This window comes from Amycolatopsis sp. cg13 (genome assembly GCF_041346965.1).
In the GTDB taxonomy this organism is placed as follows: domain Bacteria; phylum Actinomycetota; class Actinomycetes; order Mycobacteriales; family Pseudonocardiaceae; genus Amycolatopsis.
Window position 1 is genome coordinate 5,976,494 of sequence record NZ_CP166848.1, and the last position, 26,307, is coordinate 6,002,800.

Below are 26,307 nucleotides of genomic sequence, written 5' to 3' on the forward strand. Positions count from 1 at the left end.
GTATTTCCACGAACGCATGAGGTGAGGGATGGACGCTTTCAACCCGACCACGAAGACCCAGCAGGCGATCTCGTCCGCGGCGCAGGCGGCCACCGTGGCCGGCAACCCGCACGTGTCGGCCGCCCATCTGCTGGGCGCCCTGCTGGCGCAGGGTGACGGGACCACCGCACCGCTGCTGACCGCGGTCGGGGCGGACCCGGAGACGGTGCACAAGGAGCTCGAGCCGATCATCAACGGGCTGCCGTCGGCGACCGGCGCGACCGTGTCGACGCCGCAGTTCGACGCGCCCGCGGTCAAGTCGCTCACGCAGGCGCAGAAGCTCGCCACCGAACTGGGTGACGAGTACGTGTCGACCGAGCACCTGCTCGTCGGCCTCGCCACCGAAGGGGCTCAGGTCGCGGACCTGCTCAAGCGGCACGGTGCCACGCCGGACGCGCTGCGCGAGGCGTTCGCGAAGGTGCGCGGGTCGGCCCGGATCACCAGCGCGGATCCCGAAAGCACGTTCAAGGCGCTGGAGAAGTACGGCGTCGACCTGACCGAGCGCGCGCGTTCGGGCGAACTCGACCCGGTCATCGGCCGCGACACCGAGATCCGCCGCGTCGTGCAGGTGCTTTCCCGGCGTACCAAGAACAACCCGGTGCTGATCGGCGAACCCGGCGTCGGCAAGACGGCGATCGTCGAGGGCCTCGCCCAGCGGATCGTCGCGGGCGACGTGCCGGAATCGTTGCGGGGCAAGCGAGTGGTCGCACTCGACCTCGGGTCGATGGTGGCCGGTGCCAAGTTCCGCGGCGAGTTCGAAGAGCGGTTGAAGGCCGTGCTGAAGGAGATCACCGACTCCGCGGGCCAGGTCATCACGTTCATCGACGAGCTGCACACCATCGTCGGCGCGGGTGCGACCGGCGAAGGCGCGATGGACGCGGGCAACATGATCAAGCCGATGCTGGCTCGTGGCGAGCTGCGGATGGTCGGCGCGACCACGCTCGACGAGTACCGCCAGCACATCGAAAAGGACCCGGCGCTGGAGCGGCGTTTCCAGCAGGTGCTGGTCGGCGAGCCGTCGCCGGAGGACACCATCGCGATCCTGCGCGGGCTGAAGGAGCGCTACGAGGTGCACCACGGGGTCCGGATCACGGACGCCGCGCTGGTCGCCGCCGCGACGCTGTCGGACCGCTACATCACCGCCCGGTTCCTGCCGGACAAGGCGATCGACTTGGTCGACGAGGCCGCTTCGAAGATCCGCATGGAGATCGACTCGCGTCCGGTGGAGATCGACGAGGTCGAGCGGGCCGTGCGGCGCATGGAGATCGAGGAGATGGCACTGTCCAAAGAGGACGATGCGGCTTCTCTTGAACGGCTGACCGCTCTGCGCGCCGAACTCGCCGAGAAGCGCGAGGAACTCACCGCGCTGACCGCGCGTTGGCAGAACGAGAAGGGCTCGATCGAGACCGTCCGTGAGCTGAAGGAGCAACTGGAGCAACTGCGCGGCGAATCGGAACGCGCCGAACGCGACGGCGACTTGGGCAAGGCCGCCGAGCTGCGGTATGGCCGGATCCCGGTGCTGGAGAAGGAGTTCGAGGCCGCGATGGCCGCGAACGAGGCCAGCAAGCAGAACGTCATGCTGAAGGAAGAGGTGGGCGCGGACGACGTCGCCGACGTGGTCAGCGCGTGGACCGGCATTCCCGCCGGGCGCCTGCTGGAAGGCGAAACGGGCAAGCTGCTCCGGATGGAGGAGGAGCTGAACCGCCGCGTCATCGGGCAGGACCAGGCAGTCCAGGTAGTCGCGGACGCCGTGCGCCGGGCGCGGGCGGGCGTTGCCGACCCGGACCGGCCGACCGGCTCGTTCCTGTTCCTCGGCCCGACCGGCGTCGGCAAGACCGAGCTGGCGAAGGCGCTGGCGGAGTTCCTGTTCGACGACGAACGCGCGATGCAGCGCATCGACATGAGCGAGTACTCCGAGAAGCACTCGGTGGCCAGGCTCGTGGGTGCGCCTCCGGGTTACGTCGGCTACGACCAGGGCGGCCAGCTCACCGAGGCCGTCCGGCGCCGCCCGTACACGGTGGTGCTGCTGGACGAGGTCGAAAAGGCGCACCCGGACGTGTTCGACGTGCTCCTGCAGGTCCTCGACGACGGCCGGCTGACCGACGGCCAGGGCCGGACGGTGGACTTCCGCAACACCATCCTGATCCTGACGTCGAACCTCGGCTCGCAAGCGATCGCCGACCCGTCGCTCGACGAACGCCAGCGCCGCGACGCGGTGATGGAGGTCGTGCAACGCCAGTTCAAGCCGGAATTCCTGAACCGGCTGGACGACATCGTGGTGTTCCACGCGCTCGGCACCGAGCAACTGACGTCCATTGTGGACATCCAGGTCGCACGGCTGGCGAAGCGGCTCGCCCAGCGCCGCCTGCACCTCGAGGTGACGGACGGTGCTCGGGAGTGGCTGGCTTTGAACGGCTTCGACCCGATCTACGGGGCGCGTCCGCTGCGCCGGTTGGTGCAGTCGGCGATCGGGGACCAGTTGGCCAAGCAGCTGCTGTCTGGTGAGGTTCGGGACGGGGACACCGTGCGGGTGGACCTGCCTGAGCTGGAGACTGGGGACACGCTGAGCGTCTCGCGAGTCTGACACTCAGACGGTCCGTGAAGGGCTCCTTGAGGGAATCAGATTCCCTCAAGGTTCCCCTCACGTACTTTCATCACAGGCCCCGAACGTAAAACCGCCCGGCCGCAGCAACGCGACCGGGCGGTTCCCGTCTCAAGCTCTCAGCCGTCTTCCCCGCGCTCCGGATCCGCCGGACGCGCCGGTGAAACCGGAGTCGCGCCCCCGCCCGGAGGCGGAGTCCGCGGCGCGGGCGGCGAAGGCTGCCGCTCAGTAGCCCGCGTATCCGCCGGAGAAGGAGCCGTAGTGTCCACCGCGCGAGTATCGACCGGCCGCGTCGCCTGCGTGTCCGCCGGAGAAGGAGCGCTCGTCGGAGTGCCCGCGGAAGGCGTCCAAGTGCGGTTCGAGTCGTAGTCCTCGTCAAACGGGTCCACGATGTCCGCGATCTCGCCCAGATCCCGCAGCAGCCGCTCAAGCCGCGACGGCCCGGCCCCCGGCACGACGCTCGCCAGCACCCACTCGTTCTCCAGCCACGCCACCCCGACGTCTCCGCCCAGCTGGTCAGCGGCGTCGACGAGGTCCTGGGTGATGACCTGGCGGGCACCCTCGGAATCGTCCGCGAAGGCGTAGCGCTGGCCGATCGGGCCGAGCATCTCCGGCATGTTCTCGCGCTGGAACGGAACGCTCGACAGCCACATCTCGACCGGCACCCGGTGCGTCTTGTTGCAGCGCACGGCCACCACCACCGCGGGCACCTGGCCTTGCGACTCGATGTCGAAGATGAACACCGGACGGCGGCCGTCGGAGGTGAAGGTGGAGCCCGCGACGACGTTCACCGCCGCGTCGGCTCCGAAGTAGCCGATCGCGCCCCCCGACCACTGCCGGGGCAGCCGTTCGTCCTCTTCCACGAACTGCCAGCCGCGCAACTGGGCCCAGCGCTGCCGCTCACGGTTGCGCGAGCCTTCCCTGGCCCGGTCCGCGAAGAGCAGGCCGAGCCCCGCCACCAGCGCGACGGCGGCGATGACGAACCAGATCCACGCCGAGATACCCACGCCGGTCAGGGTATCGCTGCCGAGCCCTCCTACCCGGACGGCGGCACCGTGTCGGCGCGCCCCGTTTGGCCGGAACCGTCCAGGTTACGTCGACATATCGGCTAATCGCCCGGCTCAGGTGTCCATTGCGGACAGGTTCCCGCTGACCGGAGGGCCCGCTGCGCCTATCCAGCGATCGCGGCGGACAACCCGGACAGGAACCTTGCCGGACCGCTCCGCGGGCGAGTAGAGGTCGTTCGACACCTCTTTCCCGCCGCCGCCGACAGCAGGAAGGACACTGCATGTCCCTCTCGAGAAGATCGGTACTCGCCGGGACCGCGGCGGCGCTCGGCACGCTCGCGCTGCCCGGGATCGCGGCGGCGGCCACCGCGCGCGATTGGTCCCGCGCCGTCATCGACTCCACCATGAAGCGCTACACCCCGGCGTCCATCGGCGGCTGGAGCTACCCGCTCGGTCTCTACTTCTACGGCCAATACCTCTTCTACCGGCGAACGAAGGAACAAAAGTACCTCGACTACGTCGTCGCCTGGTACGACCGTTTCATCACCGCCGACGGCATCTCCAACAGCTTCAGCAGCCTCGACTCCATGCGCGCCTGTCAGATGCTTCCCTTGCTGTACAACGAAACCGGCGACGCCAAGTACCGCAAAGCCGCCGACCAGCTGCGCAAGCGCTTCGAGACCTACCCGCGCACGAGCGACGGCGGGATGTGGCACGCGGTCAGCCGCCAGCATCAGCTGTGGGGCGACGGGGTGTACATGGCGCAGCCGTTCCTCGCGTTGTACGGCAAGGTTTTCAACGATCCGGCGTACTGCTACGAGGAATCCGCCAAGAACCTCTCCGTCTACTTCGGACACCTCAAGGAGCCCGCGAAGGGCCTGATCTACCACGCCTACGACGAAAGCGGCACCCAGCCGTGGGCGACCGGCCCCGGCAAGCACTCCAGCTTCCACTGGGCCCGCGCGATCGGCTGGTTCGGGATGGCCGCGATCGACATCCTCGAAGTACTGCCCGCTGACCATCCGCGACGGGCGGAGCTGGTCGGCATCGTCAAGTTCCTCGCCGACGGGTACCGCCGCTTCCAGGATCCGCGGACCGGCCGGTGGTATCAGGTGGTCGACCACGGCGGCGACGCCGGGAACTGGCTCGAGACCTCCGCGTCCTCGATGTACGCGTTCACCGTTTCCCGCGCCATCGAACGCGGATATCTGCCCGCCTCCTACGCCTCGGTCGCTCAGCGCGGGTATGCCGGGGTGCTGCAAAAGGTGTCCGTCGGGTCGGACGGGCTGACGAATCTCGCCGACATTTGCGAAGGAACGAACGTCGGGGACCTGAATTTCTACTTCGCGCGCAAACGGCTGACCAATGACTTCCACGGCCTGGGCGCGTTTTTGATCATGAACGAGCAGTTCACCCGGTACCGCTGCTGAAAAGCCGTGAAGGGCTCCTTGAAGCAATCAAGGAGCCCTTCACCGAACGTAAAGCTTACGACTCGCCGGTCGGGTTGGCGGGCTTGGCCAGCGGCCCAGGCGACCAGATCCCGGAATGCGTCACCGACTGCTGATGCAACGCCGCCGAAGCCGGAAGGGCGTTCGAGACCTCGGGAGTCACCTCGTACAAGGTGCCCCAGTCCCGGTCGACGTCGCCTTCCAGATACGTCGGCAGCGCCTGCATCTGGGTGGCCACGTTCATCCACACGAACGTCCCGCCGCCCGCCGGCGAGGACCAGAACTTGCCGACAGTCCGCAGGTCGTCGCCCGCGCTGATCCGGTACTTCGGCACCTCGGCGATCCCGTTGTGGATCGACGACGGGCGCAGGCACGGGTGCTGCGCGGCGGCGGCCCATTCCAGGAACACCGGGTCCTGCCCGACGACGTCGGTCATCTTCGCGATCTTCGGCGCCCGCGGCGCGCTGAACGCGACCCAGCCGTCGCTGCCGAGCCCGCGGCCCTTCGCCACGATCCGCACCTGGTCCGCGCCCTCGGGCACGCTGACCCGCGCGTCGCGCCAGTTGGTGTCCTTCTTCTTCGAGTCGAGCTGTTCGCGGCCGAGCACCTGGAATCCGGCGGGGGTGTTCTTGCCGAATTCGGCGGTCAGCGAGTTCGGGTCGTCGGGCTTGCCCGCGAGGGCGACCACGATCGGCACCGAGCCGTCGCGCGCCCGCTCCGGGACCGAGTACCACTGCGTGCGCAGGTCGCCCGCGTTGTCACCGGACTTGTGGTAGCTGCCCCAGATCGGCGCATTGCCCTTGCCGAACTGGTACGGCGGGTTCCAGCTGTCGGCGTTCTCGGTCGGCAGCCCGCCGTTGGTGACGAAGCCCTTCTGGGTGCTGGCCAGCCAGTCCTTCGGGGTGACGCCGCGGTCGGCGTCGGCGGGCACTGTCCAGCCGGGCGCGGCGTTCCGCGGCTGCTGCGGCGCGGCTTCCAGCAGCCCGGCCTTCGGGTCGCGTTCGACCTTGATGTAGTCGGACAGCCCGCAGCTTTGCCCGGCCAGCTGGCGGATGTTGTCGGCACCCATGTTGTAGGTGTCCCAGCGTTTCTGGATGCCCTTGGCGATGCTGCCGATTTCGAACAGCACCAGAATCGCGCACACCGTCGACAACGGCGCCAGTCCGAGCCGCAGCGCGCGGCCGCGGTTTTCCAGGTCGCCCTTCGCCACCGGCGCGGGCGGTACGAACGGTTCGTGCTCGTTGTGCTTCATGTGCTCGATCGCCGCGATCGCCAGCGCGACCGCCGCCGCCACGAGCGCCATCGTGCTCAGCTTGATGCCGAACACCTGCGGCGGGAGATCGAACCACGGCACGCCCCAGGCCGAGACGTACCACCAGGCGTTCGGCCCGGTGGAGGCCAGCGCGACGATCACCATCAGCCCCGCGAAGAACGCCGCGCGGTTGCGGCGCGAGAGCAACACGGTCGTACTCGTCGACAACGCGGTGAGCGCGGCGAGCGGTCCGCCGACCGCGACCAGCATGCCGAAGTGGTGCGTGTGCTTGGTCGGAGCCAGCGCCAAGACCACAAAGGACAGTGCGCTGATGCCGAGCAGCCGGCGGCTCGGGCCGAGCGCCGCGCCGCGGATGTTGCCGCGCCGCAGCAGCACGACCGCGCAGGTCGCCAGGCACAAGAAGATCAACAGCACCGGGAACCGGCGCGTCATGGAGCCGTCCGGGCCGTTGCTGAACAGCATCGAGTACCGGTCGAGCTCGTCGTACCAGGAACCGGTCGGCCCGAGCGACGACCGCAGCCGCACCGATTCCAGTGCGCCGCGCAGGGTCTGGTCGCAGAAGATCAGCGTGAGAATCACCAGCCCGGCGGCGGCGATCGGCGCGAGCACCGGCACCCAGCCGAACTGGCGCGCGTGCCGGAGCACGATCTTCGCCAGCGGCTTCAGCCCGACCACGAACGGCAGCACGGCCATCAGCCCGTGCGGGTTGACCGCGACGCACAGCGCCGCGACGGTCAGCCCGATCGCCGCCGGACCCAGCCGCCGGGTGGCCACCGCGCGTTCGACACAGCAGATCGAGATCAGCGACAGCAGCGCGACCAGGTTTTCCGGGCGCAGACCGTTGTCATAGGGCAGCCAGAAGGCGAGGAACACCGCGCCCGCCGCCCAGCCGGCCGCACTGCTGATCCGCACCTGCCTGCCAAGCCGAGGAAGCACGCCGCGGCTGATCAGCATCCAGCAGGCGACGCCCATCAACAGCGACGGCAGCCGCATCCACGGCGTGAGCGAACTGACCTTGGCCATCGCCGCGTAGACATCGACGAACCACGCCATCGGCGCGTCCGGCGCGGCGAACCATCGGTAGTACTCGCCGATGTAACCGGCGTCGCCGCGGACGCGAGCCATGGTCGTGAAGTAGCCGTCGTCGGCGGTCATCGCGCCGATCAGCCACCAGACGACGAGCGTGCCGAGCACAGCTATGTCGAGGAATTTCAGCTTCCACCAGCCGCGCGCGGCCAGCCGGGGCGCGCGCCGGCCGGAGAGCCGGTCCAGCCGGTACAGCGCGAGCACCGCGCCGATGAAGCAAAGCACCGACAGCACGATGGCGGCGAGCTTGATGCCGGTCGCGGTGCTGGCCCAGCGGTTGTCGACCTGCGCGGAGACCGAGAGGCCGTGCGTGTCGTCCTGGTTCGTGAGGTCTGAGTAGTAGCCGGTGAGCTGCGGCCGGTGGTCGTCGGTGACGTCAGCGATCCGGGTCCCGCCGACGGACGCGGTGGTCCGCTTCGCGTCGGTGTGCACGGTGATCGTGCAATCGCCGTCGCCGACCGGGGCCGAGCCCAGCTGCTGGCCCTGTGAGGAAAGCGTGAGCTGGCCGTTTCCGACCTGCAGCGCCATCCCGGTGACGACGCCGATGCCGGAGTTCGGCGGGTTGGTGCTGAACAGCACGGCGCTGCCGTCGGTGCGCGCGTCGAGCGCCCGCGCGGTCGTGCACGGGACCTTCGCGTCGAGCGAGATCGGCGCCTGCGCGGTCAGCGGGGCGGTCACGGCTCTGGTGCCCTGGGCGGTCGGCCAGTCGAGGGTGGTTTGCTCGAGCGTGACGGGCAGGAACGGCACCGCGATCGCGAGGATCGCGCCGGCGATTCCGAAAACCGCAGCGAGCAACCGCGCCCGACGACCGGCTTGGCTCTTGCCGATAGCTGTCGCAGACGCCGATTCGGCGGCAACGGATTCGAGGTCGACCACGCCCCGCAGGCTATCCAAGCGGATGCGGGCCTCACGCTGGGGACTCTCCCGGGGGCGGGCCCACCTGGTCGGACCGGGATTCCCCCGATAAATAACCACGGTGGGTGAAGTTAACCCGGCGTCGCTTACGGCGAACGGGTGACACTGAGCAGGTCAGGGCCGCGAGCCAAGCGGACCGTTTCACGATCCGGAAACGGTCCGGACTCGGTTGCCGAAAGCGGACTCGGCAAGTCGATGAACTCAGCCGGGCGAGAAGGTGAACGGCGGTCCGGAAACTGTCCATCCGTTGTCGATGACCGGTTTTCCGAGCACTTCGGCGCCCACGTGCTGGCTCCGGGTAACCGGAACACCCAGGGTAGAAGCGGTACTCGTCCGCGCCGCCGCGATGTCCGCCGCCGACAGTTCGCCGTGGAACCGGTCGGTGCGCTCGGCCGTCGACTGGCTCGTCGCGGCCAGCGCGTGCAGCGGGCCGAGGTCGCCGGACACGCTGTGCCGCTCGGTCGACTCCAGCCGCGTCACGTCGAGCTTGCCGGTGAACTGGCCGAGCACGCTCTCGTCCGAGTTCGCGACCACCGAGCCCGCCGGGCCGAGGTCGACGGCGTCGGCGGAGGTGCGTTCGAAGCGGGTGCCGCTCATCAGGTCGCCGGAGAACCGGCCGGCCAGACCGGTCTCAGTGCCGGTTTTGCTGCTGGAAAGCGCGTCGACGCCGTGCGGCAGCTGGACGCCGTGCCGCATCGACTGGTCCAGACCGGCCACGTGCGCACCGTCGAACGGCTGCGTGTGGTGCACGTCGAGGTCGTTGCCGGTGAACGCGCGGCCCGGCTCGCCGAGCCGCAGGTCGTGCGTCTGAGACTGGCCGGCGGTGTCTGCGCCGAGCGTCTGGCGCAGGTTCGACGCGGCGGACGCGGGCAGGTCGCGCGTGGCGAGCGTCTCGTCGCGGGTGAACTGGAGGTCGGAGGAAGAACCGTGCTGGTGCAGGTCGAGCGGCAGTCCCCCGCGCGGGGTGTCCGCCAGCGCCGCGGCCGGGCCGGCGAGCAACAGAGCGAGGGGCGCCGCACCGGCGGCCATCCGGGGCAGATATCCGGGCGTCCGCTTGGTGTGCTTGCCCATGCGCCGGACCATACTGCGCCACCAGGGCGGACGCAGCTGAAAAACGGGTAGCTTCACCCACATGACCACCACTTCTCTGATCACTGGAGCCACCGCGGGCATCGGCGCGGAATTCGCGCGCCGGCTCGCCGCCGAGAAGCACGACCTCGTCCTGGTCGCCCGCGACGAGGAACGGCTGAACGCGCTGGCCGAGCAGCTGCGCACGCAGCACGGTGTCGAGGTCACCGTGCTGTCCGCCGATCTGTCCGAAGTGGACGGCCGCAAGCAGGTCGCCGAGCTGCTCGAAACCCAGCCGATCGACCTGCTGGTCAACAACGCGGGCTTCGGGCTGAGCGGCGAGTTCTGGGAGATCCCGGCCGAGGACCTGCAGCGTCAGCTCGACGTGAACGTGACCGCCGTGTTGCAGCTGACGCGGGCGGCGCTGCCGGGCATGGTCGAACGCGGCCGCGGCGACGTGATCAACGTCAGCAGTGTCGCCGGCTTCTTCTCGGGCCGCGGCTCGACCTATACCGCCAGCAAGAACTGGGTCACATCGTTCACCGAGGGCATCGCGATGTCGTTGCCGAAGGGGGTGCGGATGATGGCGCTGTGCCCAGGCTTCACCTACACCGAGTTCCACGAGCGGGCCGGTCTGCAGCGGGAGGGCCCGAAGGCGTTCTGGCTCGACGTGGCCCAGGTGGTCGACGAGGCCCTCGCTGACCTGCGTCGCGGCAAGGTGATTTCGGTGCCGAGCCTGCAGTACAAAGCCCTGGTCGGGATCGGCGGGCTGCTGCCGCGGCCGGTGTTGCGCAAGCTCGCGGGCGGGCTCGGCAACCGCCGCCGCACCTGAGAGGTAGGGACAGCCCTACCCCGTCCCGGCGTGTGCGCCCCAGGGTGTTTTCTCCCGTAAACCCATAGCGTTTTCCCCATGGCGACTGGGGAAGCGGTGCGGCTCGAATCCGTCCGCAAGGAATACGGCCGGGTCACGGCACTGGACGGGGTGAGCCGGTCCTTTCCGCGCGGCGGGTTCACCGCGGTGATGGGCCCCTCGGGCTCGGGCAAGAGCACGTTCCTGCACTGCGCGGCCGGGCTCGACCGGCCGACCAGCGGGTCCGTGCTGCTCGACGACCAGGAGCTGGGCAAGCTCTCCGAGACGCAGCTGACGAAGCTGCGCCGGGACAAGATCGGGTTCGTCTTCCAGGCGTTCAACCTGCTGCCCGCGTTGACCGTCGAGCAGAACGTCGTGCTGCCGCTGCGGCTGGCCGGCCGTCGGCCAGACCGCCGCCGCGTCGCCGACATGCTCGGGCACGTCGGACTGAGCGACCGGCGCAAGCACCTGCCGGGCCAGCTGTCCGGCGGCCAGCAGCAGCGGGTGGCGATCGCTCGCGCGCTGGTCAGCCGTCCGGCGGTGCTCTTCGCCGACGAGCCGACCGGCGCACTCGACACGCGTACCGCGGGCGAAATCCTTGGCCTGCTGTCGGAATCGGTGCGCGGCGGGCTGACCGTCGTGATGGTGACGCACGATCCCGTCGCGGCCTCTTATGCCGACCGGGTTGTCTTTCTCGCTGACGGCCGCGTCGCCGGTGAGCTGCTCCGGCCGACCGCGGCGGCGGTCGCGGAACGCATGACGCACCTCGGCGCCTGGGCCGACCGGATGCCGGTGGGCGGCTTCTGATGTTCAGTCTTGCCTTGCGCACCTTGCGTTTCCGCACCGGCGGGTTCATCGCCGCGTTCGTGGCCGCGTTCCTCGGCGCGGTGATCGTGTCCGCGTGTGCCGGTCTGATGGAGACCGGGATCCGGTCCGCGACCCCGCCGCATCGGCTGGCCTGGGCGTCGGCTGTGGTTGCCGGACAACAGGAATTCGAGATGCGGAAGAATTCCGAAAAGCCCAAGACGCAGTCGGTCACGCTGTCAGAGCGGGTCGTGCTGGACCGGTCGCTGGCGGAGAAGATCCGCGCGACGCCTGGTGTGTCCACTGTGGTCGGTGAGGTGAATTTCCCGGTATCCCTGGGCAAGCAGCCTCTCGTTGCGCACGGCTGGGAGTCCGCTCGACTGCCCGGTCCTGCACCGCGTGCCGACGAAGTGGTGCTGCCCGCGGCTAGTGGCGTGGCGGTTGGATCCACTGTGGACCTTGCCGTGCAGGGTTCGATGCGCCACTACCGTGTCGCTCGGGTCAGTGATCGTCCCGACGCGTTCTTCGCCGACAACGTGGCCGATCAGCTCTCCGGCCACCCCGGCAAGGTCGACTATTTCGGGGTCGGCACTGACAATCCCGCCGCTTTGCAGCTGGGTTCCGGCGTTTCCGTGCTGACTGGGGATGAGCGCGGACTCGCCGAATTCCCGGAGGCGCAAGCGAGCGGCGGCAGGCTGATCCCGTTGTCCGGTGTCGCGGGCGGGCTGTCCCTCTCGGTCGCGGTGTTCGTCATCGCGAGCACGCTGATGCTGTCGGTGCGTCAGCGGCAGCGGGAATTGGCTCTGCTGCGCGCGATCGGCACGACTCCGCGGCAGCTGCGTCGCATGGTTCTGGGCGAAGCGCTGGTCATCGGCGTGCTCGCGACCGGAGCCGCGGCCGCGCTGGGCCCGGTGTTCGGCGGGTGGCTGTTCGGGCAGTTCACCTCGGGCGGGTTCATTTCGCCCGCCGTGCAGTTCCACCAGGGCTGGATCCCGATGATCATCGCGGCGGGCGCGACCCTGCTCGCCGTCGGGATTTCCGCGCTGGTGGCCGGATTCCGCGTCGGCCGCATCCGGCCGACCGAGGCGCTCGCCGAAGCCTCCGTGCCGCGCGGCTGGCTGACTCCGGTGCGGCTGATCTTCGCCATCCTGAGCTTCGGCGGCGGGACCGCGCTGGGCATCGTCACGCTCGCGGTGATGACGGGACCCATCGCGGCGAGCACCGCGGGCCCGGCGGTGATGCTGTGGGCGATCGGCGTCGCGATGATCAGCCCTGGCGTCACGAAGCTGACCGCGATCCTGTTGCAGGGCCCGATGCGCCTGTTCAGCGGCGTCACCGGCTGGCTGGCGATCACCAACACGCGCAACGCGGCCACCCGGGTGGCCGGCGCGGTCACGCCGATCATGCTCGCCGTCGGCATCGCGACCGCCAACATCTACCTGCAGACCACGACCACCGCCGCTTCTGCGCAGTCGTTCGCCGAAGACCTCCGCGCCGACGCGATCGTCGCGGGTCCCACCGGGATCTCGCCCGAGGCGATCGACCGGATCCGGCACGCGGACGGCGTCGCGGCGGTCTCGACCTACGTCAGCAGCCGCGCGTTCATCACCGCGCCGTTCGACGAGAACCAGACCAAGAAGGGCTACCCGGCGCTCGGCCTCACCGACGCGACGACCAACGCCGCCGCGGTCGTGAAAGGCAATCTCGCCGACCTGAAAGGTGACACGGTCGCGTTGCCCGATACCGCCGAGGTCTCCCGCTCCGTCGGCGATTCCGTCACGCTCCGTTTCGGCGACGGGACCGACCGGACCCTTCGCATCGTCGCGATCGTGCAGCAGCGGGACGGCACCGAACAGCTCCTGCTGCCCGCCGAACTGCTCGCCGGACACACCACTTCCGGTCTCGCCAAGCAGGTGCTCGTCCGCGCCGCGCCCGGCGTCGACCAGGCCCGGCTGACCCAGAGCCTGACCGCCGCGACCGCCGGTCTCCCGGTGTCCGTCGGCGACCGGAGCACGCTGGCCGCCGCGAACGCCAAGAACGACGAGACCGGTGCCTGGGTGAACTACCTGCTGGTGGGCATGATCGTCGGCTACACGGTGATCTCCGTGGTGAACACCCTGGTCATGGCGACCTCACGACGACGGCGGGAATTCGGCCTGCAGCGGCTCGGCGGTTTCACGCGCGGCCAGGTGCTGCGGATGGCCGCGAGCGAAGGCGGCCTGATCGCCGCGATCGGCATCGTGGCAGGCACCGTCGTGTCGGCGGGCGCGATCGTGCCGTTCTGCCTCGTCGCGACCGGCCGGGTGCTGCCGGACGGGCCGATCTCGATCTACCTGGTGATCATCGCGGCCGCGATCGTGCTCGCCTTGGCCGCCGCGGTCCTCCCGGCTTGGGTGGCGACCCGGACGCGTCCGGTGACGGCCGTCGCGACCGGGGAGTGACGCGCGGAAGTTGTCGGTGGCGTGTGTAAGACTCTCGGCCGTGGCGTACCCCGGGTTGGATCAAACTGCGAAGCTCGAACTGGCCAGGCTGGTCAGCGAACTGGCCGTCGTGCACGGCAAGGTCACCTTGGCCTCGGGCAAGGAAGCCGACTACTACATCGACCTCCGGCGGGCGACTTTGCAGCACGCGGCCGCCCCGCTGATCGGCAAGCTGCTGCGGCAGCTCACCGCTGACTGGGACTACGTCGCGACCGGCGGGCTCACCCTCGGCGCGGACCCGGTGGCGCTGGCGATGCTGCACTCCGCGGCGGCCGAGGGCGTGGTGCTCGACGCGTTCGTCGTCCGCAAGGCGATCAAGGAACACGGGATGCAGCGCCGGATCGAGGGCGTGGAGGTGCGCGGGCAGCGGGTGCTGGCCGTCGAGGACACCTCCACCACCGGAGGCAGCGTGCTCACCGCGGTCGAGGCGCTGCGCGAAGGCGGGGCCACCGTGGTCGGCGTCGCGACGGTCGTCGACCGCGACACCGGGGCGCGCGAAGCCATCGAAAAGGCCGGGCTCGAGTACCGGTACCTGCTGAGCAAGGACGACCTCGGGCTCAATTGAGGACTCAAATCGAGCGGGAGTGAGCACAGTCACTCACAATGCGTGCGTGACGAATGCCCGCCACGCGGTGTCCCCCTGACGGAAGGGGGTGCCGTGACCACGACCAGTGTCCCGCTCGACGACGCCACGCTCGTCGGCCGTGCGCGAGACGGCGACGTGCGCGCGTACGAACAGCTCGTGCAGCGTTATCAGGGCCCGATGTTCCGGCTCGCCCTGAAAATGCTGCACCACCGCGGCGACGCCGAGGACGTAGTGCAGGAAGCGTTCCTCGGCGCGTGGCGGAAGCTGGCGCAGCTGAACGACGACAAGGCGTTCGTCGGCTGGCTGTACCGCGGAACGACCAACCGCTGCCTCAACGTGATCCGGGCGCGCCGCCCGCAGGCCGACGTCGACCTCGACCTGGCCGAGTCGCCGCGCCGCGACACTCAGCCCGAGCACGCCGCGCAGGTCAGCGGCCAGCTCGCGGCGCTCGACAACGCGCTTCAGACGCTGACGCCGCAGCAGCGCGCGTGCTGGCTGTTGCGTGAGGTGCACGGCCGGTCGTACGACGAGATCAGCGAGATCGTCGGCGCGAACCCCACCGCGGTCCGGGGCCGGATCGCCCGGGCCCGTGCGCAGCTGGCGGAGGTGATGAAGCCGTGGAGGTGAACCAGGACTACGAATTGCCGTGCGGCCGGGAACTGGAGACGCTCTGGGAAAACCTGGACGAGGCCGACGAGCACCAGGCGGACTGCGTCCACTGCCGTACCGCGCGGGAAAGCCTGCTGGCCCTGCGCGCGGCGACGCAGGAGCTGATCGACGAACCCGACCCGACCCCGCCTGACCTGGTAGGACGGATCATGTCGGCCGTCCGCGCCGAGGTGCGCCGCGGCCAGATGCTGGACCTGCCCGCCGCCGAACCGGGCTCGGTCGAAGTGAGCGAACAAGCCGTCGCGGTCGTGCTCCGCTATGCGGCCGACTCCGCCGGCAACGTCCGTGCCCGCCGCGTGCGGGTGCGAAAGGTCGGTGTCGATCCCTCTGGCGCGGCGCAGGTCGAGGTCGAACTCACCCTCACGACGCGCCTGGGGAACACCAGCGGCGCTGACACGTTGGCCCGCGTACGAGAACTGGTGTCCGCCGCCGCGAGCTCACGAGTGGGTATTTCGTTGGTAAGCCTGGATCTACTGGTGGAAGACGTGTACGAGGACGGGGAATGACCGCCGAATACGTGATCGCCGCCCCGGTGATCGCGAGCGTCGCCGCCCGGGCGGCCGCCGAAACCGCTGGAGTCGTGCGCCTGGAGCCCGGCCTGCGCGGTTTGGCGACCGCCTGGGCCCGCGAAGCCCGGCAACGGTGGAAGGGCCTGGAACCGGCCCCCGCGGACGGCGTCCGGGTGCGGGTCCATGAGGACCGCCTGACCGTCGAGGTCGACGTGATCATCTCGGGCGCGGACCAAGCCGCCGCCGTGGGCCGCGCGGTGCAGCTCGCGGTGTTCCGGGAAGTCCTGGCGCAGACCGGTCGTTCCGTGGACGCCGTCCGAGTGTCCATTTTGGACATCGAAGTGGGGCGGCAGTGACCGATCCGCGTTCGCTGGCCGGAAGACTCGCCGACGCCCTGTCCGCCATCGACGGTCTCCGCCCCGCGATGAGCGCGGCCGCGGAAATCAGCTGGCTCCCGACCGATCCCGCTGGTGGTTCGGTGGATCTGACCCCGGAGTCAGTGGAGGTTCGCTTGGTGGCTTTGCGATTGCCGCTGCCGCCTTTGCTGTCGGCCGCCGAGACGCGGGTGCGCGAGCTGCTCGAGGGGACGGAGTGGGCGGACGCGCGCATCCGCTTGGTGGTGACGGACATCGACGGGGCGGCGTTCACTGGCTGAACGCTCCCGGCCCGTTTTCGGTACCCTGGCATTCGAGCCAGGGGGGCGCATTGATCCGGATCCAGGTGACCAACAAGGACGACAAGCCCAGGACCTGGAACGTCGAACCCTATGGCGACGAAGTCGTTCTCGGCGTCGATGACGTGCTCTCGATCGAGTTCGTGCAGCTCGTTGACGTGACCTTCGACGTGACTCTTTATCCCGACTCTGAGGTCGTCTGGACGATGGAGGGCTCGAACCGCGATCCCCTGCTGCCCGATGACCTCAAGCTCAACGCGGTCACCCTCTGGCCGGGCGTCGGCGGCGCGGGCTAACTGCGGTCAGCTCCTTCTTCCCGAGTTTGTCAATCGCTTTTCCGCCCGCTTTCTCCGCCGATTCGCACTCCGCCCGCGTGTACGGAACGGAGTCATTTAGACCGCGTTGGGTCCCCTCGTGGCGGGTGCGGCAGTGGGTCTCCTACCCGGAGTGATCCCTCCGTTACCTGCCGGGTGAACACGTTGCTCCGGTGGGTCGAACATCACACGAGGTCCCCCTAATTCCCGCTCCTGGTGCGGGTAATCGGAGTAACGTCGCTGGTGGGTGCACTGGAAGGGGGCGAAGGTGGACACGACGGTCGCGCACGTTCTCGCCGACGTAACCGTGGCGGTGCACATCCTGGCCCTGCTCTTCATCGGCTTCGGCGGATTCCTCGCCTGGCGATGGCCGAAAGTCATTTTCGGGCACATTTTCTTCGCGGTATGGGGCGTGCTCGTCAATGTCACCCCGATTCCGTGCCCGCTCACCGCGCTGGAGGATTTCTTCCGGCATCAGCAGGGTCTCGGCGACCTGCCCGGCGGATTCAACGCCTACTACCTGTACGGGACGGTCATCCCGCGCTCCCTGCTGCCGGTGGTGGTCGTAGTGGCGCTGGCGGTGCTGGTCATCTCGTACCTGGGTGCGTATCTGCGCTGGCGACACCGCCACGACGACAGTCCGGCGCACGGCGTCAGCCTCGGCTGAGCGAGAATCGTCCTTCGTGACGACGGAACCCCCCGAAGCGGGCCCCACCGAGTGGGTGAACCGCGAGGAGGTCGGCGTAGGTCCGTGGCCAGGAACCTGGCCAGACGACCCGCGCTACGACCCCGAACTCCTGACCAACGGCGACCGCCGCAACGTGGTCGACGCCTACCGCTACTGGCGCCGCGAAGCAATCGTGTCCGATGTGGACACCCGACGGCACCCGTTCCACGTCGCGATCGAGAACTTCCAGCACGACCACAACATCGGCACCGTGGTCCGCACCGCGAACGCCTTCGCCGCCGCGGAGGTCCACATAGTCGGCCGCCGCCGCTGGAACCGCCGCGGCGCCATGGTGACGGATCGCTACCAGCACCTACGCCACCACGAGGACGTCGCGGCCTTGCTGGAATTCGCCACCGCCGAGGGTTTGACGGTAGTAGCCGTCGACAACACACCCGGCGCCGAGCCGGTGGAGACTGCCGAGCTGCCGCGCAAGTGCCTCCTGCTGTTCGGCCAGGAAGGCCCCGGCCTGTCCGAAGCCGCCCAGTCGGACTCAGCGAAAGTGGTGTCGATCGCCCAGTTCGGCACGACAAGGTCGATCAATGCCGGGGTTGCGGCGGGAATCGTGATGCACGCGTGGGTTCGGCAGCACGCGGACCTGTCCAAAGCCTGGTGACCCTCGCCGTCCCCGCCGTCCCCGCCGTCCCCGCCGTCCCCGCCGCCTCGCCGTCTCGCCGCCGTCGGGGTGCCTCGTGAGTGGCTGCGCCGGTTAGAACCGGTATAGCCACTCACGAGCACCCAGCCTTGGCTCTGGCCGCGCGATTGACCTGAACCCGGGCCAAGCAGTTCGAGCGCACGCTTGCAGAGCTCTCGAGTGATCGACATGGCAATGGTTGGCCGATGGCAGCAGCGGCGCGGCGGAGACGCGGATCTCCCGAGTTGTTCGTGGGTTGGCATAGGTCGTGGAGAGGCGTGCTTTCCGCGGCGCAGGCAGAATCGGTCTATGACCGGCGATCCATCCGAGCCCGCTAAGCCCGCCGATTCTGCTGCGCGCGGTCGCGCGACCGGCCCTGCCGAGCGCGCTGCCGACTCCGCCAAGGGCGCGACCGACCCTGCCGATGCCGCGGCGGCCGACCGTGTCGAGGGCATGCGCGACCCCGCTGCCAGCGCGAGTGACTCTGCCGAGGGCGGTCCTGCCGAGCGCACGACAGAGCCTGTCGAGGGCACGCGCAATCCTGGCACCGGTGCGACCGACCCTGTCGACGGCACGACCGGCCCCGCGGAGCGAGCCGCGGCGGCTGAGCGGGCTGTGTGTGCCAGGCATGTCCGTCGGCTGTGGGCCCTGCCCGGCACGGCTCTCGGTCGCAGCGGTTGGCCGCCCACCTTGAGTCAGCGGTTTCACTGGCACTGGAACTACTGGTGGCAGGCCCATCTCCTCGACAGCCTCGTCGACGCGCAGCTGCGTGAACCCACCGACGACCGGGCGCGGCTGATCTATCGGTTCATCACGACGGTGCACCGGCGCAACTTCGGCTCTTGGGTCAACGACTACTACGACGACATAGCCTGGCTAGGGCTCGCGTTGCAACGAGTGCGCCAACTCCGACTGTCCACAGTGGACGAAGCGACCGTGAACCAAGCGATCGAGGCCATCGACAAACGGCTGCATGAAGGCTGGACGGAAGACCTTGGCGGGGGAATCTGGTGGCGGCGGGGCGACTCATTCAAGAATACCCCGGCGAACGGTCCGGCTGCCATCTTTCACGCTCGTGTGGGTGATCAAGAACGCGCCCATGCGATGACGCAATGGCTCACCGACACCTTGGTCGACCCGGAAACCGGGCTTGTCTGGGACGGGATAAGGGCGGACACCGGCGAAGTAGTCAAGCATATTTTCTCGTACTGCCAAGGGGTTTACCTCGGCGCATGCCTCGAGCAGGAATGGTGGGAAGATGCGGCTCGCACGATCCGGGCAGTCGAACAACACGGAGCGCCCGGCGGAATCCTCCCCGGTTCGGAGGGCGGCGACGGCGGGCTCTTCTCGGCGATTTTGGCCCGATACCTAGCACTTGCGGCGAAAAAACTCCCCAAGCCGGAAGCGGAGACGGCCAAGAGGCTAGTCCAGAAGTCGGCCGAAGCGTGCTGGAACGGGGCGACGCAAGAGAAAGCCGGACCACTGTTCAGTGCCGAGTGGGCAAGGCCGGCAGAGAATCCGCCAGGGAGAGCAGAGAAAGACTTGTCTGTCCAAATTGGAGGCTGGATGCTGCTGGAAGCGGCCGCGACCCTCTAAGCCTCAGCACCCGCAAGAAGCGCGGTGCAAAAACCGAGGCGCGAGACGGACCGACTCCGGTCGACGCTCTGGCTCCCGGCAGCGCGCCAGCAGCAACTGCACCGCTCGGCGGCCGATCTCCGAGATCGGTTGCGCCATCGTCGTCACGCCAGGCGAAACCGTCCGCGCCCAGTCCATGTCGCCGTAACCGACGACAGCCAGCTCCGACCCGATCCGGATTCCGCGGCGGTGTGCTTCCCACTGCACGCCGATCAGCATGGCCTCGCCAGCGACCACCAGAGCAGTAGGTGAAGGCCAACCGTCCAACAACTTCGCAGCAGCTCGGGCCGCGCCGCCGGCGGTGGATAGGCCGGAGGCGACCAGTTCCGGGTGGTAGCGCAGGCCCGCGCGGCCTAGGCCCAGGCGGTAACCGAGGGCGCGCTCTTCGCTGACGGTGGTCCCCTCGGTCCCGGTGATCAGCGCGATCCGCCGGTGCCGTCGCGCAGCCAGGTGCTCGACCAGCGCGGACATGGCCTGGAAGTTCTCCGACCCGACCTGGTCGACGTCGTTGCGGCCGGCGATCCGGTCCACCAGCACGGTGGGGACGCCCGTCCGCACGAGCCCGTTCACGACGTCCTCGTCACCGGGGGCGGGCACCAAGAGCACACCGTCGACGCGGTCCGCCCGCAGGGCGCGCAGCACTTCGGCTTCCTCGCGCGGGCAGTCGCTGGTGTCGGCCAGCAGCAGGTCGCAACCCGCCCGCGCGGCAGCGCCGCGGATGGCACGCAGCAGCTGGTCGTGGTACGGGCTGGCGTGCCTCCCCAGTGCCACCCCGAACCGATGGGTGACCGGCAGGTCCCAGTGGGAGACCTCCGGCGCCAGAACGGTCATTTCTCATGGCCCTCGTCGTAGATACCTACCCAACAGTAGCCACTGTCGGGCCGCGCAAGAGAGGGTCCGAGACGATCGGGTCCCGAGAATCACTGAGGTGAGTGAACGAAGCGCGTGCTTGGTTACACCGGGCAGTCAAGACTGGCGGCTACGCACACCCGCAGGAAGCCCGGTGCCGCAAAGTCGGCGGCAACCGCACAGTCTCGGCGGGACGCCCGGGATCCGCCAGTCGAGCCAACAACAGCTGCACCGCGCGGCGGCCGATTTCGTCGATCGGCTGGGCCATGGTCGTCAGCGGCGGGTCCACGAGATCGGCCCATTCGACGTCGTCGTACACCACCACGGGCAGGTCCTGGCCGATCCGCAAACCCCGCCGCCGCGCCTCGTGCAGCACGCCGACCATCATGCTGTCGTTCGCGACCACCAGCGCGGTCGGCGGATCCGGCAGCGCCAGCAGCGTGCTCAGCGCCAGGCCGCCACCGTCGCGAGAGGACTGTCCGCAAGCCACCAAATCAGCCGACCAGCTCAAGCCCGAGCGGCCGAGGCCGAGCCGATAGCCGAGGACACGTTCGTCGCTTGTCGTCAGGCCGGGCGCGCCGGAGATCATGCCGATCCGGCGATGGCCCAGCGACGCCAGATGCGCCGTCAGCGCCGAGGTCGCCTGGATGTTCTCCGCGCCGACCTGGTCGATGTCGGTCCGGGTGGTGAGCCGATCCATCAGCACGGTCGGCACGTCCAGCGAAACCAGTTCGCCCAGCACCGACCCGTCGCCGGGCGCGGGCGTGATCAGCAGGCCGTCGACCCGCCGCGACCGCAAGGCGCGCACCACGTCCCGCTCGGTGCCTGCGGTGTCGTGCGTGTCCGCCAGCAGCACGGTGTATCCGTTTGCCGACGCCTCTCGCTCGATCGCGTGCATCAGCGCCGCGAAGTACGGGTTCGCGACCAGCGAGATCGCCATCCCGATCGACCGCGTACCCCCGGTGACCAGCGAACGAGCGATCGCGTCGCCGGTGTACCCGGTGGTCTCGATCGCCCGCAGCACCGCGGCTTTCGTCTCCTCGGCCACCGCCCGCGTGCCGTTGACGACGTGCGACACCGTCGTGATCGACACGCCCGCCATTTCGGCGATGTCGCGCTGGGTCGGGCGGGCGGAGCGGGGTCGCGGCATGTCTGTCCTTCATCAAGAGAGCTCAACCAGAAGCGTTGGCAAGCGTTTGCGCAAACGCTTGCGTCATGGCATGAGTCTGTCTACCTTCCCGTCCATCGGCAAGCTCGCACCTCGATTCGGAGGGCATCCCCATGAGACACCGGAGTCTCACCGCACTCGCCTTGGCGGCCGCTGTCGCGGTCTCCACCGCAGGGTGCACCGTCGAACGCCACTGGGGCGGCAGCTCCAAAACCGGCGGGAGTGGCAAGGCCAAGGTCGGCCTCGTCACGAAGACCGACACCAACCCGTACTTCGTCGAACTGCGCAACGCCGCGTCCGCCGCGGCGAAGGCCAACGGCGCTGACTTCAGTGCGCTCGCCGGGCAGTTCGACGGCGACAACGACGGTCAGGTGCGCGCGATCGAGAACCTGATGCAGCAGGGCGTCAACACCATCCTGATCACCCCGAGTTCGTCGACCGGCGTGCTGAAGGCCATCAAGGACGCTCGCGACGCGGGCATCCTGGTGATCGCCCTCGACACCGCCACCGAACCGCCGGACGCGGTCGACGCCACCTTCGCCACCGACAACTTCGCGGCAGGCGAGCAGCAGGGCGCGTACGTCAAGGCGGCGCTGAAGGGCACCGATCCCAAACTCCTGATGGTCGACGGCACCGCGGGCAGTTCGGTCGACACCCAGCGGCACGGCGGGTTCCTCAAGGGCATCGGGCTCAAGGACGGCGCGCCGGAGATCAAGGGCCACACCGCCGCCAACGGTGACCAGAGCCTCGCCCAGCAGGGCATGGAGAACCTCCTGCAGCGCACTACCGATATCAACGCGGTGTACACGATGAACGAGCCGATGGGCCGCGGCGCGTACGCGGCGTTGAAAGCGCGTGGGCTCAACGGACAGCTCACCGTCGGCTCGATCGACGGCGGTTGCGAGGGCGTGCAGAACGTCAAGAACGGCCAGTTCGCCGTCACCGTGATGCAGTTCCCGCGGAAGATGGCCGAGCAGGGCGTACTGGCGGCGGTCGACTACGCGAAGACCGGGAAGAAGCCGAGCGGGTTCGTGAACACCGGCTCGACCGCGATCACCGACCACCCGATGCCGGGCGTCCCGAGCAAGGACACCGCGTGGGGCCTGCAGAACTGCTGGGGAGGCGGGAAATGACGACCGCGACGGTCAACAACCGCGAGCGCGAAACGCTCGGCGAGTTCTTCCTGCGCGCCCCCGCGGTCGGTCCCGCGTTGGCACTGGTCGTGGCGGTCGTGGTGTTTTCCTTTGCCACGGACACCTTTTTCGACCTGGACAATCTGTCCACAGTGGTCCAGCAGTCGCTGGTGGTCGGCACCCTCGCGCTCGGCCAGACGCTGATCATCCTGATCGCGGGCATCGACCTTTCCAACGCGTCGTCGATGGTCGTGGCGACACTCGTGATGGCGAAACTGGCCGCAGTCACAAACGTTTTCGTAGCACTGCTGGCCGGAGTCGTGCTGACCGTCGTCGTCGGCCTGTTCATCGGCACCCTGGCGACGCGGATCAAGCTGCCCGCCTTCATCATCACGCTCGGCACGTTCACCGGCCTGACCGCGGTGGCGAAGCTGATCGCGGGCGGCCAGGCGGTTCCGGTGTCCGACGGCCTGCTCACCTGGCTCGGCACGAAGCGGTACCTTTTCGGCGGCATCCCGATCACCTACGGCATGACGCTCGCGCTGCTCATGTTCCTCGCCGTCTGGTACGCGCTCACGAAAACCGCGTGGGGCAAGCACGTTTACGCGGTCGGCAACGCGCCGGAGTCCGCGCGGCTGTCCGGGATCAAGGTCAACCGCACCGTCCTGTCGGTCTACCTCGTCGCCGGTCTGTGCTTCGGCATCGCCGCGTGGCAGGCGCTCGGCCGCACGCCGAACGCCGACCCGAACCAGTTCCAGCTCGGCAACCTCGACTCCATCACCGCCGTGGTGCTGGGCGGAACGAGCCTGTTCGGCGGCCGCGGTTCGGTGCTGGGCACATTGTTCGGCGCGCTGGTCGTCGCGGTGCTGCGCTCGGGCCTCACGCAGATGGGCGTGGACGGCAACTACCAGGACCTGGCGACCGGCGCGCTGCTGATCGCCGCGGTGGTCGTGGACCGGATCGCACGGAGGCTGCAGCAGTCATGACCACTACGCAGCAGCAGCCGACTCTTTCCGCGCGCGGCCTGGTGAAGCGCTACGGCCGGGTCACCGCCATCGACGGCGCCGATTTCGACCTCTACCCCGGCGAAGTGCTCGCCGTGGTCGGTGACAACGGGGCCGGAAAGTCCAGTCTCATCAAGGCATTGTCCGGTGCGGTGGTGCCCGACGCCGGGGAGATCAAAGTGGACGGCAAGACGGTCCACTTCAAGTCCCCGTTGGACGCCCGGCATTACGGAATCGAGACGGTGTACCAGGATCTGGCGGTCGCGCCGGCGCTGGACATCGCGTCGAACATGTTCCTGGGCAGGGAAAAGCGGCTGAAGGGACCGTTCGGCATCGGATTGCGCAAGCTCGACAGCGCGACCATGCGCACCGAAGCGCAGCGGATCCTCGACGACCTCGGCATCAAGGTCAAATCCATTACCCAGCTGGTGGAAACGCTTTCCGGCGGGCAGCGGCAAGGCGTCGCGGTGGCGCGGGCGGCGGCGTTCGGCACCAAAGCGGTGATCATGGACGAGCCGACGGCCGCGCTGGGCGTCGCGGAATCCGCGAAGGTGCTGGAGCTGATCGGCCGGATCCGCGACCGCGGTCTGCCGGTGGTGCTGATCAGCCACAACATGCCGCACGTCTTCGAAATCGCCGACCGCATCCACGTGCACCGGCTCGGCAAGCGCGTCGCCGTGGTGACGCCGAAGTCGCACAGCATGAACCAGGTCGTCGGCCTGCTCACCGGTGCGCTGAAGCTCGACGACAACGGCGAAGTCGTCGAGGTCGCGTCCACCACGCACGCCGGGTTGACCTGACGTGCGAGTGCTGCTGGCGGGGTTGTGCACCGTCGATGTCGTGCAACGGGTCGCGGAATTCCCGGAGCCGAGCGAGAAAGTGCAGTCGCTGCAGGTGGATGTCGCGGCCGGTGGGCCCGCGACGAACGCCGCGGTGACTGTCGCGGCGCTCGGTGGCGAAGCGACTCTCGTGACGGCTCTCGGTACACATCCGCTGGCCGCACTCGCGCGGGCTGACCTCGAAGCCTGCGGCGTCGACCTGGTCGATCTCGCTCCAGAACGCACGCAGGCGCCGCCGGTCAGCGCGGTCGTGGTGCGGGACGGTGACGGCGAACGCACCGTCGTCTCCCGCAACGCCGCCGCCGACGAGCCGCTGGAACTGCCTGACCTCGCCCCGATTTTCGACGGCGTGAAGGCCGTCCTCGTCGACGGGCACCACCCCGAGCTAGCGCTTGCTGTCGCCCGGGAAGCCCGCGCCCGCGAAGTGCCGGTCGTCCTCGACGCGGGCAGCTGGAAACCGGTACTGGACCAGTTGCTGCCACTGGTCCGCGTGGCAGCCTGTTCAGCGCGGTTCCGTGCTCCCGCACCGAGTTTGGCCGAACGCGGAGTGTCAGTGACGATCACGACGGCGGGCCCGGAGCCGGTCGCCTGGAGCACTACGGAAGACTCTGGGCAGGTCCCCGTGCCGCTCGTCGAAGCGCGGGACACCCTGGGGGCCGGAGACGTGTGGCACGGCGCGCTCGCGTACGCCGTGGCGAACCGGGACAGCGCTGTCCCCGACTGGATCGGATACGCGAACGCGGTGGCCGCGGAACGCGTCCGGCACGTGGGTCCGCGCTCGTGGACCGGGCCGGTCGGAGAACTGGCGAAGAGCAGAGAAGAGGGAGTGCGATGACGGCGTTCGAGGATCTGCTGGCGCGGGCCGAAAAGCTGGCCAAACCGCGGGAGCGGCACGTGCTCGGCATCATCGGCGCGCCCGCCTCCGGCAAGACCACGCTGGCCTGGGCGATCGCCAACGCGCTCGGCTCGCGCGCCGCGGTCGTCGGCATGGACGGCTTCCACCTGGCCCAGGTCGAACTGCAGCGGCTCGGCCGCACCGACCGCAAAGGCGCGCCGGACACCTTCGACGCGGCCGGCTACGTGCACTTGATCCGCCGGCTCGCCGAGGGCCGCGAGACGGTGTACGCGCCGGAGTTCCGCCGCGAGATCGAGGAGCCGATCGCCGGTGCCGTCCCGGTCGCGCCCGAGGTGCAGCTGGTCATCACCGAGGGCAACTACCTGCTGCTTCCGGACGACCCGTGGAGCGGCGTGCGGCAGTACCTCACCGAAGCCTGGTTCCTGGCCCCGGACGAGCCGGAGCGGATCGAGCGGCTGGTGTCCCGGCATCGGCGCTACGGCCGTTCGCTGGTCGAGGCCCGGCAGCGCGCGCTCGGCTCCGACCAGCGCAACGCGGACCTGATCGCGAACACCCGCGACCGCGCCGACCTGGTGCTCGAGAACCTGCCGCTCACGAATTTCGCCCTCTGAGCAGGTGATGTTCGACGATCCGGCGACGACGGATCCCTACGCCGGCGCGGTCACCTGGGACCGGGCAGGCGACGCCCGGATCGCCGTGCTCTACCCGCCGTACGTCCCGCTCGTGCGCACGCACCTGAACGGGCTGCGGACGCTGGTCGAGCGGCAGCTGGCCGAGCCCGCTTCGGTGCCGGATCCCAGGCTGGCGCTGCTGGTGGAGCGGATGCGCGAGACCAGCGCCGAACCGCAGCTTGAGCCGGAGGTGCTCGCCGACGTCCGGACCCGGCTGGACTGGGCGTTGTCGGTGCTGCCGGAGCACGGCGGGGTCCTCGAATTGCACACGCCGATGCACCAATGGTGGTGGGGACGCGCGCTGCTCGACGTGTGCACGGCGATCACCGCGCTGCTCGGCGCTTGGTTGCGCGGCGAGGCGGTCGACGGGCAGCACTGTCCGGACGACGCGACGTGGTGGATGTGGATGGCGCAGATGCGGTGGCTCGATGCCCAGTTCGTCGAGCCGCTCAAGCCAAGCTGACGAGG

24 protein-coding genes and 1 pseudogene are annotated in these 26,307 nt (G+C 69.0%); 20 read left to right on the top strand and 5 right to left on the bottom strand.

Annotated features, from left to right (window positions below; translation table 11 throughout):
* Nucleotides 1–28: 28 nt before the first annotated feature.
* On the top strand, nt 29–2,623 hold the full coding sequence (gene clpB / locus AB5I40_RS27790; RefSeq protein ID WP_370933032.1) for an ATP-dependent chaperone ClpB: 2,595 nt from the start codon (nt 29–31) through the stop codon (nt 2,621–2,623).
* A 329-nt stretch (nt 2,624–2,952) separates the two neighbouring features.
* Here the strand turns inward: clpB and AB5I40_RS27795 are convergent.
* Nucleotides 2,953–3,648, bottom strand: a pseudogene (locus tag AB5I40_RS27795) (hypothetical protein); the annotation flags it as partial.
* 281 nt (nt 3,649–3,929) lie between these two features.
* Between AB5I40_RS27795 and AB5I40_RS27800 the strand changes: the two are divergent.
* Nucleotides 3,930–5,078: a glycoside hydrolase family 105 protein gene (locus AB5I40_RS27800; RefSeq protein WP_370933034.1), complete on the top strand. Its 1,149-nt coding sequence runs from the start codon at nt 3,930–3,932 to the stop codon at nt 5,076–5,078.
* A gap of 55 nt (nt 5,079–5,133) precedes the next feature.
* On the opposite strand, the gene AB5I40_RS27805 is transcribed toward AB5I40_RS27800, so the two are convergent.
* Together AB5I40_RS27805 and AB5I40_RS27810 are read right to left on the bottom strand one after the other, a co-directional pair.
* Nucleotides 5,134–8,331 (bottom strand): arabinosyltransferase domain-containing protein, encoded by a 3,198-nt coding sequence (locus tag AB5I40_RS27805; protein ID WP_370933035.1) that lies wholly within the window; start codon nt 8,329–8,331, stop codon nt 5,134–5,136.
* 240 nt (nt 8,332–8,571) lie between these two features.
* A complete protein-coding gene (locus AB5I40_RS27810) occupies nt 8,572–9,441 on the bottom strand; it encodes a hypothetical protein (RefSeq protein ID WP_370933036.1) in 870 nt (289 codons plus the stop codon).
* A 61-nt stretch (nt 9,442–9,502) separates the two neighbouring features.
* Between AB5I40_RS27810 and AB5I40_RS27815 the strand changes: the two genes are divergently transcribed.
* The 12 genes from AB5I40_RS27815 (at nt 9,503) to AB5I40_RS27870 (ending at nt 19,280) form a co-directional block, all read left to right on the top strand.
* The gene (locus AB5I40_RS27815) at nt 9,503–10,270 is read left to right on the top strand and encodes an SDR family NAD(P)-dependent oxidoreductase (protein WP_370933038.1); all 768 of its coding nucleotides are present in this window, start codon (nt 9,503–9,505) and stop codon (nt 10,268–10,270) included.
* Between the two features lie 78 nt (nt 10,271–10,348).
* Entirely contained in the window at nt 10,349–11,095 is a 747-nt protein-coding gene (locus tag AB5I40_RS27820) for an ABC transporter ATP-binding protein (protein WP_370933040.1), read from the top strand.
* Between the two features lie 14 nt (nt 11,096–11,109).
* The gene (locus tag AB5I40_RS27825; protein ID WP_370933041.1) at nt 11,110–13,533 is read left to right on the top strand and encodes an ABC transporter permease; all 2,424 of its coding nucleotides are present in this window, start codon (nt 11,110–11,112) and stop codon (nt 13,531–13,533) included.
* A gap of 40 nt (nt 13,534–13,573) precedes the next feature.
* Entirely contained in the window at nt 13,574–14,137 is a 564-nt protein-coding gene (gene pyrE, locus AB5I40_RS27830; protein WP_370933043.1) for an orotate phosphoribosyltransferase, read from the top strand.
* 93 nt (nt 14,138–14,230) lie between these two features.
* Complete coding sequence (locus AB5I40_RS27835) at nt 14,231–14,785, top strand: RNA polymerase sigma factor (RefSeq protein WP_370933045.1); 555 nt, start codon at nt 14,231–14,233, stop codon at nt 14,783–14,785.
* Nucleotides 14,776–15,333, top strand: a complete 558-nt coding sequence (locus AB5I40_RS27840) for an Asp23/Gls24 family envelope stress response protein (RefSeq protein WP_370933046.1) — start codon at nt 14,776–14,778, stop codon at nt 15,331–15,333. Before AB5I40_RS27835 ends, AB5I40_RS27840 begins: the two co-directional genes overlap by 10 nt.
* The gene (locus AB5I40_RS27845; protein WP_370933048.1) at nt 15,330–15,692 is read left to right on the top strand and encodes an Asp23/Gls24 family envelope stress response protein; all 363 of its coding nucleotides are present in this window, start codon (nt 15,330–15,332) and stop codon (nt 15,690–15,692) included. Before AB5I40_RS27840 ends, AB5I40_RS27845 begins: the two co-directional genes overlap by 4 nt.
* On the top strand, nt 15,689–15,991 hold the full coding sequence (locus tag AB5I40_RS27850; protein WP_370933050.1) for a hypothetical protein: 303 nt from the start codon (nt 15,689–15,691) through the stop codon (nt 15,989–15,991). The genes AB5I40_RS27845 and AB5I40_RS27850 overlap by 4 nt, the downstream gene beginning before the upstream one ends.
* A gap of 65 nt (nt 15,992–16,056) precedes the next feature.
* A complete protein-coding gene (locus tag AB5I40_RS27855) occupies nt 16,057–16,305 on the top strand; it encodes a hypothetical protein (RefSeq protein WP_370933052.1) in 249 nt (82 codons plus the stop codon).
* A gap of 286 nt (nt 16,306–16,591) precedes the next feature.
* A complete protein-coding gene (locus AB5I40_RS27860) occupies nt 16,592–16,990 on the top strand; it encodes a DUF2784 domain-containing protein (RefSeq protein ID WP_344266605.1) in 399 nt (132 codons plus the stop codon).
* A 16-nt stretch (nt 16,991–17,006) separates the two neighbouring features.
* Entirely contained in the window at nt 17,007–17,666 is a 660-nt protein-coding gene (locus tag AB5I40_RS27865) for a TrmH family RNA methyltransferase (protein ID WP_370933053.1), read from the top strand.
* A gap of 633 nt (nt 17,667–18,299) precedes the next feature.
* Complete coding sequence (locus AB5I40_RS27870) at nt 18,300–19,280, top strand: glycoside hydrolase family 76 protein (protein WP_370940620.1); 981 nt, start codon at nt 18,300–18,302, stop codon at nt 19,278–19,280.
* A 3-nt stretch (nt 19,281–19,283) separates the two neighbouring features.
* Here AB5I40_RS27870 and AB5I40_RS27875 read toward each other — a convergent pair whose 3' ends face one another.
* Both AB5I40_RS27875 and AB5I40_RS27880 read right to left on the bottom strand, forming a co-directional pair.
* Nucleotides 19,284–20,150 carry a LacI family DNA-binding transcriptional regulator gene (locus tag AB5I40_RS27875; RefSeq protein WP_370933055.1) on the bottom strand — a complete coding sequence of 289 codons (867 nt, stop codon included), beginning with the start codon at nt 20,148–20,150 and terminating at the stop codon, nt 19,284–19,286.
* Between the two features lie 148 nt (nt 20,151–20,298).
* A complete protein-coding gene (locus tag AB5I40_RS27880) occupies nt 20,299–21,318 on the bottom strand; it encodes a LacI family DNA-binding transcriptional regulator (protein WP_370933056.1) in 1,020 nt (339 codons plus the stop codon).
* Between the two features lie 131 nt (nt 21,319–21,449).
* On the opposite strand from AB5I40_RS27880, the gene AB5I40_RS27885 reads away from it, so the two are divergent.
* Genes AB5I40_RS27885 through AB5I40_RS27910 form a run of 6 tightly spaced genes read left to right on the top strand, consistent with a single transcriptional unit; the run spans nt 21,450 to nt 26,302 of the window.
* On the top strand, nt 21,450–22,469 hold the full coding sequence (locus AB5I40_RS27885) for a substrate-binding domain-containing protein (protein ID WP_370933057.1): 1,020 nt from the start codon (nt 21,450–21,452) through the stop codon (nt 22,467–22,469).
* Complete coding sequence (locus tag AB5I40_RS27890) at nt 22,466–23,455, top strand: ABC transporter permease (protein ID WP_370933059.1); 990 nt, start codon at nt 22,466–22,468, stop codon at nt 23,453–23,455. The genes AB5I40_RS27885 and AB5I40_RS27890 overlap by 4 nt, the downstream gene beginning before the upstream one ends.
* Nucleotides 23,452–24,273 carry an ATP-binding cassette domain-containing protein gene (locus AB5I40_RS27895; protein ID WP_344266589.1) on the top strand — a complete coding sequence of 274 codons (822 nt, stop codon included), beginning with the start codon at nt 23,452–23,454 and terminating at the stop codon, nt 24,271–24,273. Before AB5I40_RS27890 ends, AB5I40_RS27895 begins: the two co-directional genes overlap by 4 nt.
* Nucleotides 24,274–24,280: 7 nt before the next feature.
* Nucleotides 24,281–25,147 carry a PfkB family carbohydrate kinase gene (locus tag AB5I40_RS27900; RefSeq protein ID WP_370940621.1) on the top strand — a complete coding sequence of 289 codons (867 nt, stop codon included), beginning with the start codon at nt 24,281–24,283 and terminating at the stop codon, nt 25,145–25,147.
* On the top strand, nt 25,144–25,779 hold the full coding sequence (locus AB5I40_RS27905; protein ID WP_009084950.1) for a nucleoside/nucleotide kinase family protein: 636 nt from the start codon (nt 25,144–25,146) through the stop codon (nt 25,777–25,779). The genes AB5I40_RS27900 and AB5I40_RS27905 overlap by 4 nt, the downstream gene beginning before the upstream one ends.
* A 7-nt stretch (nt 25,780–25,786) precedes the next feature.
* Entirely contained in the window at nt 25,787–26,302 is a 516-nt protein-coding gene (locus tag AB5I40_RS27910; RefSeq protein ID WP_370933061.1) for a hypothetical protein, read from the top strand.
* Nucleotides 26,303–26,307 lie beyond the last annotated feature (5 nt).

Excerpts from the sequence above, each read along its gene's own strand:
- AB5I40_RS27800 (WP_370933034.1), top strand. The coding sequence starts at position 3,930 with ATGTCCCTCTCGAGAAGATCGGTACTCGCCGGGACCGCGGCGGCGCTC.
- AB5I40_RS27820 (WP_370933040.1), top strand. The coding sequence starts at position 10,349 with ATGGCGACTGGGGAAGCGGTGCGGCTCGAATCCGTCCGCAAGGAATAC.
- AB5I40_RS27910 (WP_370933061.1), top strand. The coding sequence starts at position 25,787 with ATGTTCGACGATCCGGCGACGACGGATCCCTACGCCGGCGCGGTCACC.
- AB5I40_RS27895 (WP_344266589.1), top strand. The coding sequence starts at position 23,452 with ATGACCACTACGCAGCAGCAGCCGACTCTTTCCGCGCGCGGCCTGGTG.
- AB5I40_RS27890 (WP_370933059.1), top strand. The coding sequence starts at position 22,466 with ATGACGACCGCGACGGTCAACAACCGCGAGCGCGAAACGCTCGGCGAG.
- AB5I40_RS27880 (WP_370933056.1), bottom strand. The coding sequence starts at position 21,318 with ATGCCGCGACCCCGCTCCGCCCGCCCGACCCAGCGCGACATCGCCGAA.
- AB5I40_RS27810 (WP_370933036.1), bottom strand. The coding sequence starts at position 9,441 with ATGGGCAAGCACACCAAGCGGACGCCCGGATATCTGCCCCGGATGGCC.
- AB5I40_RS27905 (WP_009084950.1), top strand. The coding sequence starts at position 25,144 with ATGACGGCGTTCGAGGATCTGCTGGCGCGGGCCGAAAAGCTGGCCAAA.
- AB5I40_RS27815 (WP_370933038.1), top strand. The coding sequence starts at position 9,503 with ATGACCACCACTTCTCTGATCACTGGAGCCACCGCGGGCATCGGCGCG.
- clpB (WP_370933032.1), top strand. The coding sequence starts at position 29 with ATGGACGCTTTCAACCCGACCACGAAGACCCAGCAGGCGATCTCGTCC.
- AB5I40_RS27875 (WP_370933055.1), bottom strand. The coding sequence starts at position 20,150 with ATGACCGTTCTGGCGCCGGAGGTCTCCCACTGGGACCTGCCGGTCACC.
- AB5I40_RS27885 (WP_370933057.1), top strand. The coding sequence starts at position 21,450 with ATGAGACACCGGAGTCTCACCGCACTCGCCTTGGCGGCCGCTGTCGCG.
- AB5I40_RS27845 (WP_370933048.1), top strand. The coding sequence starts at position 15,330 with ATGACCGCCGAATACGTGATCGCCGCCCCGGTGATCGCGAGCGTCGCC.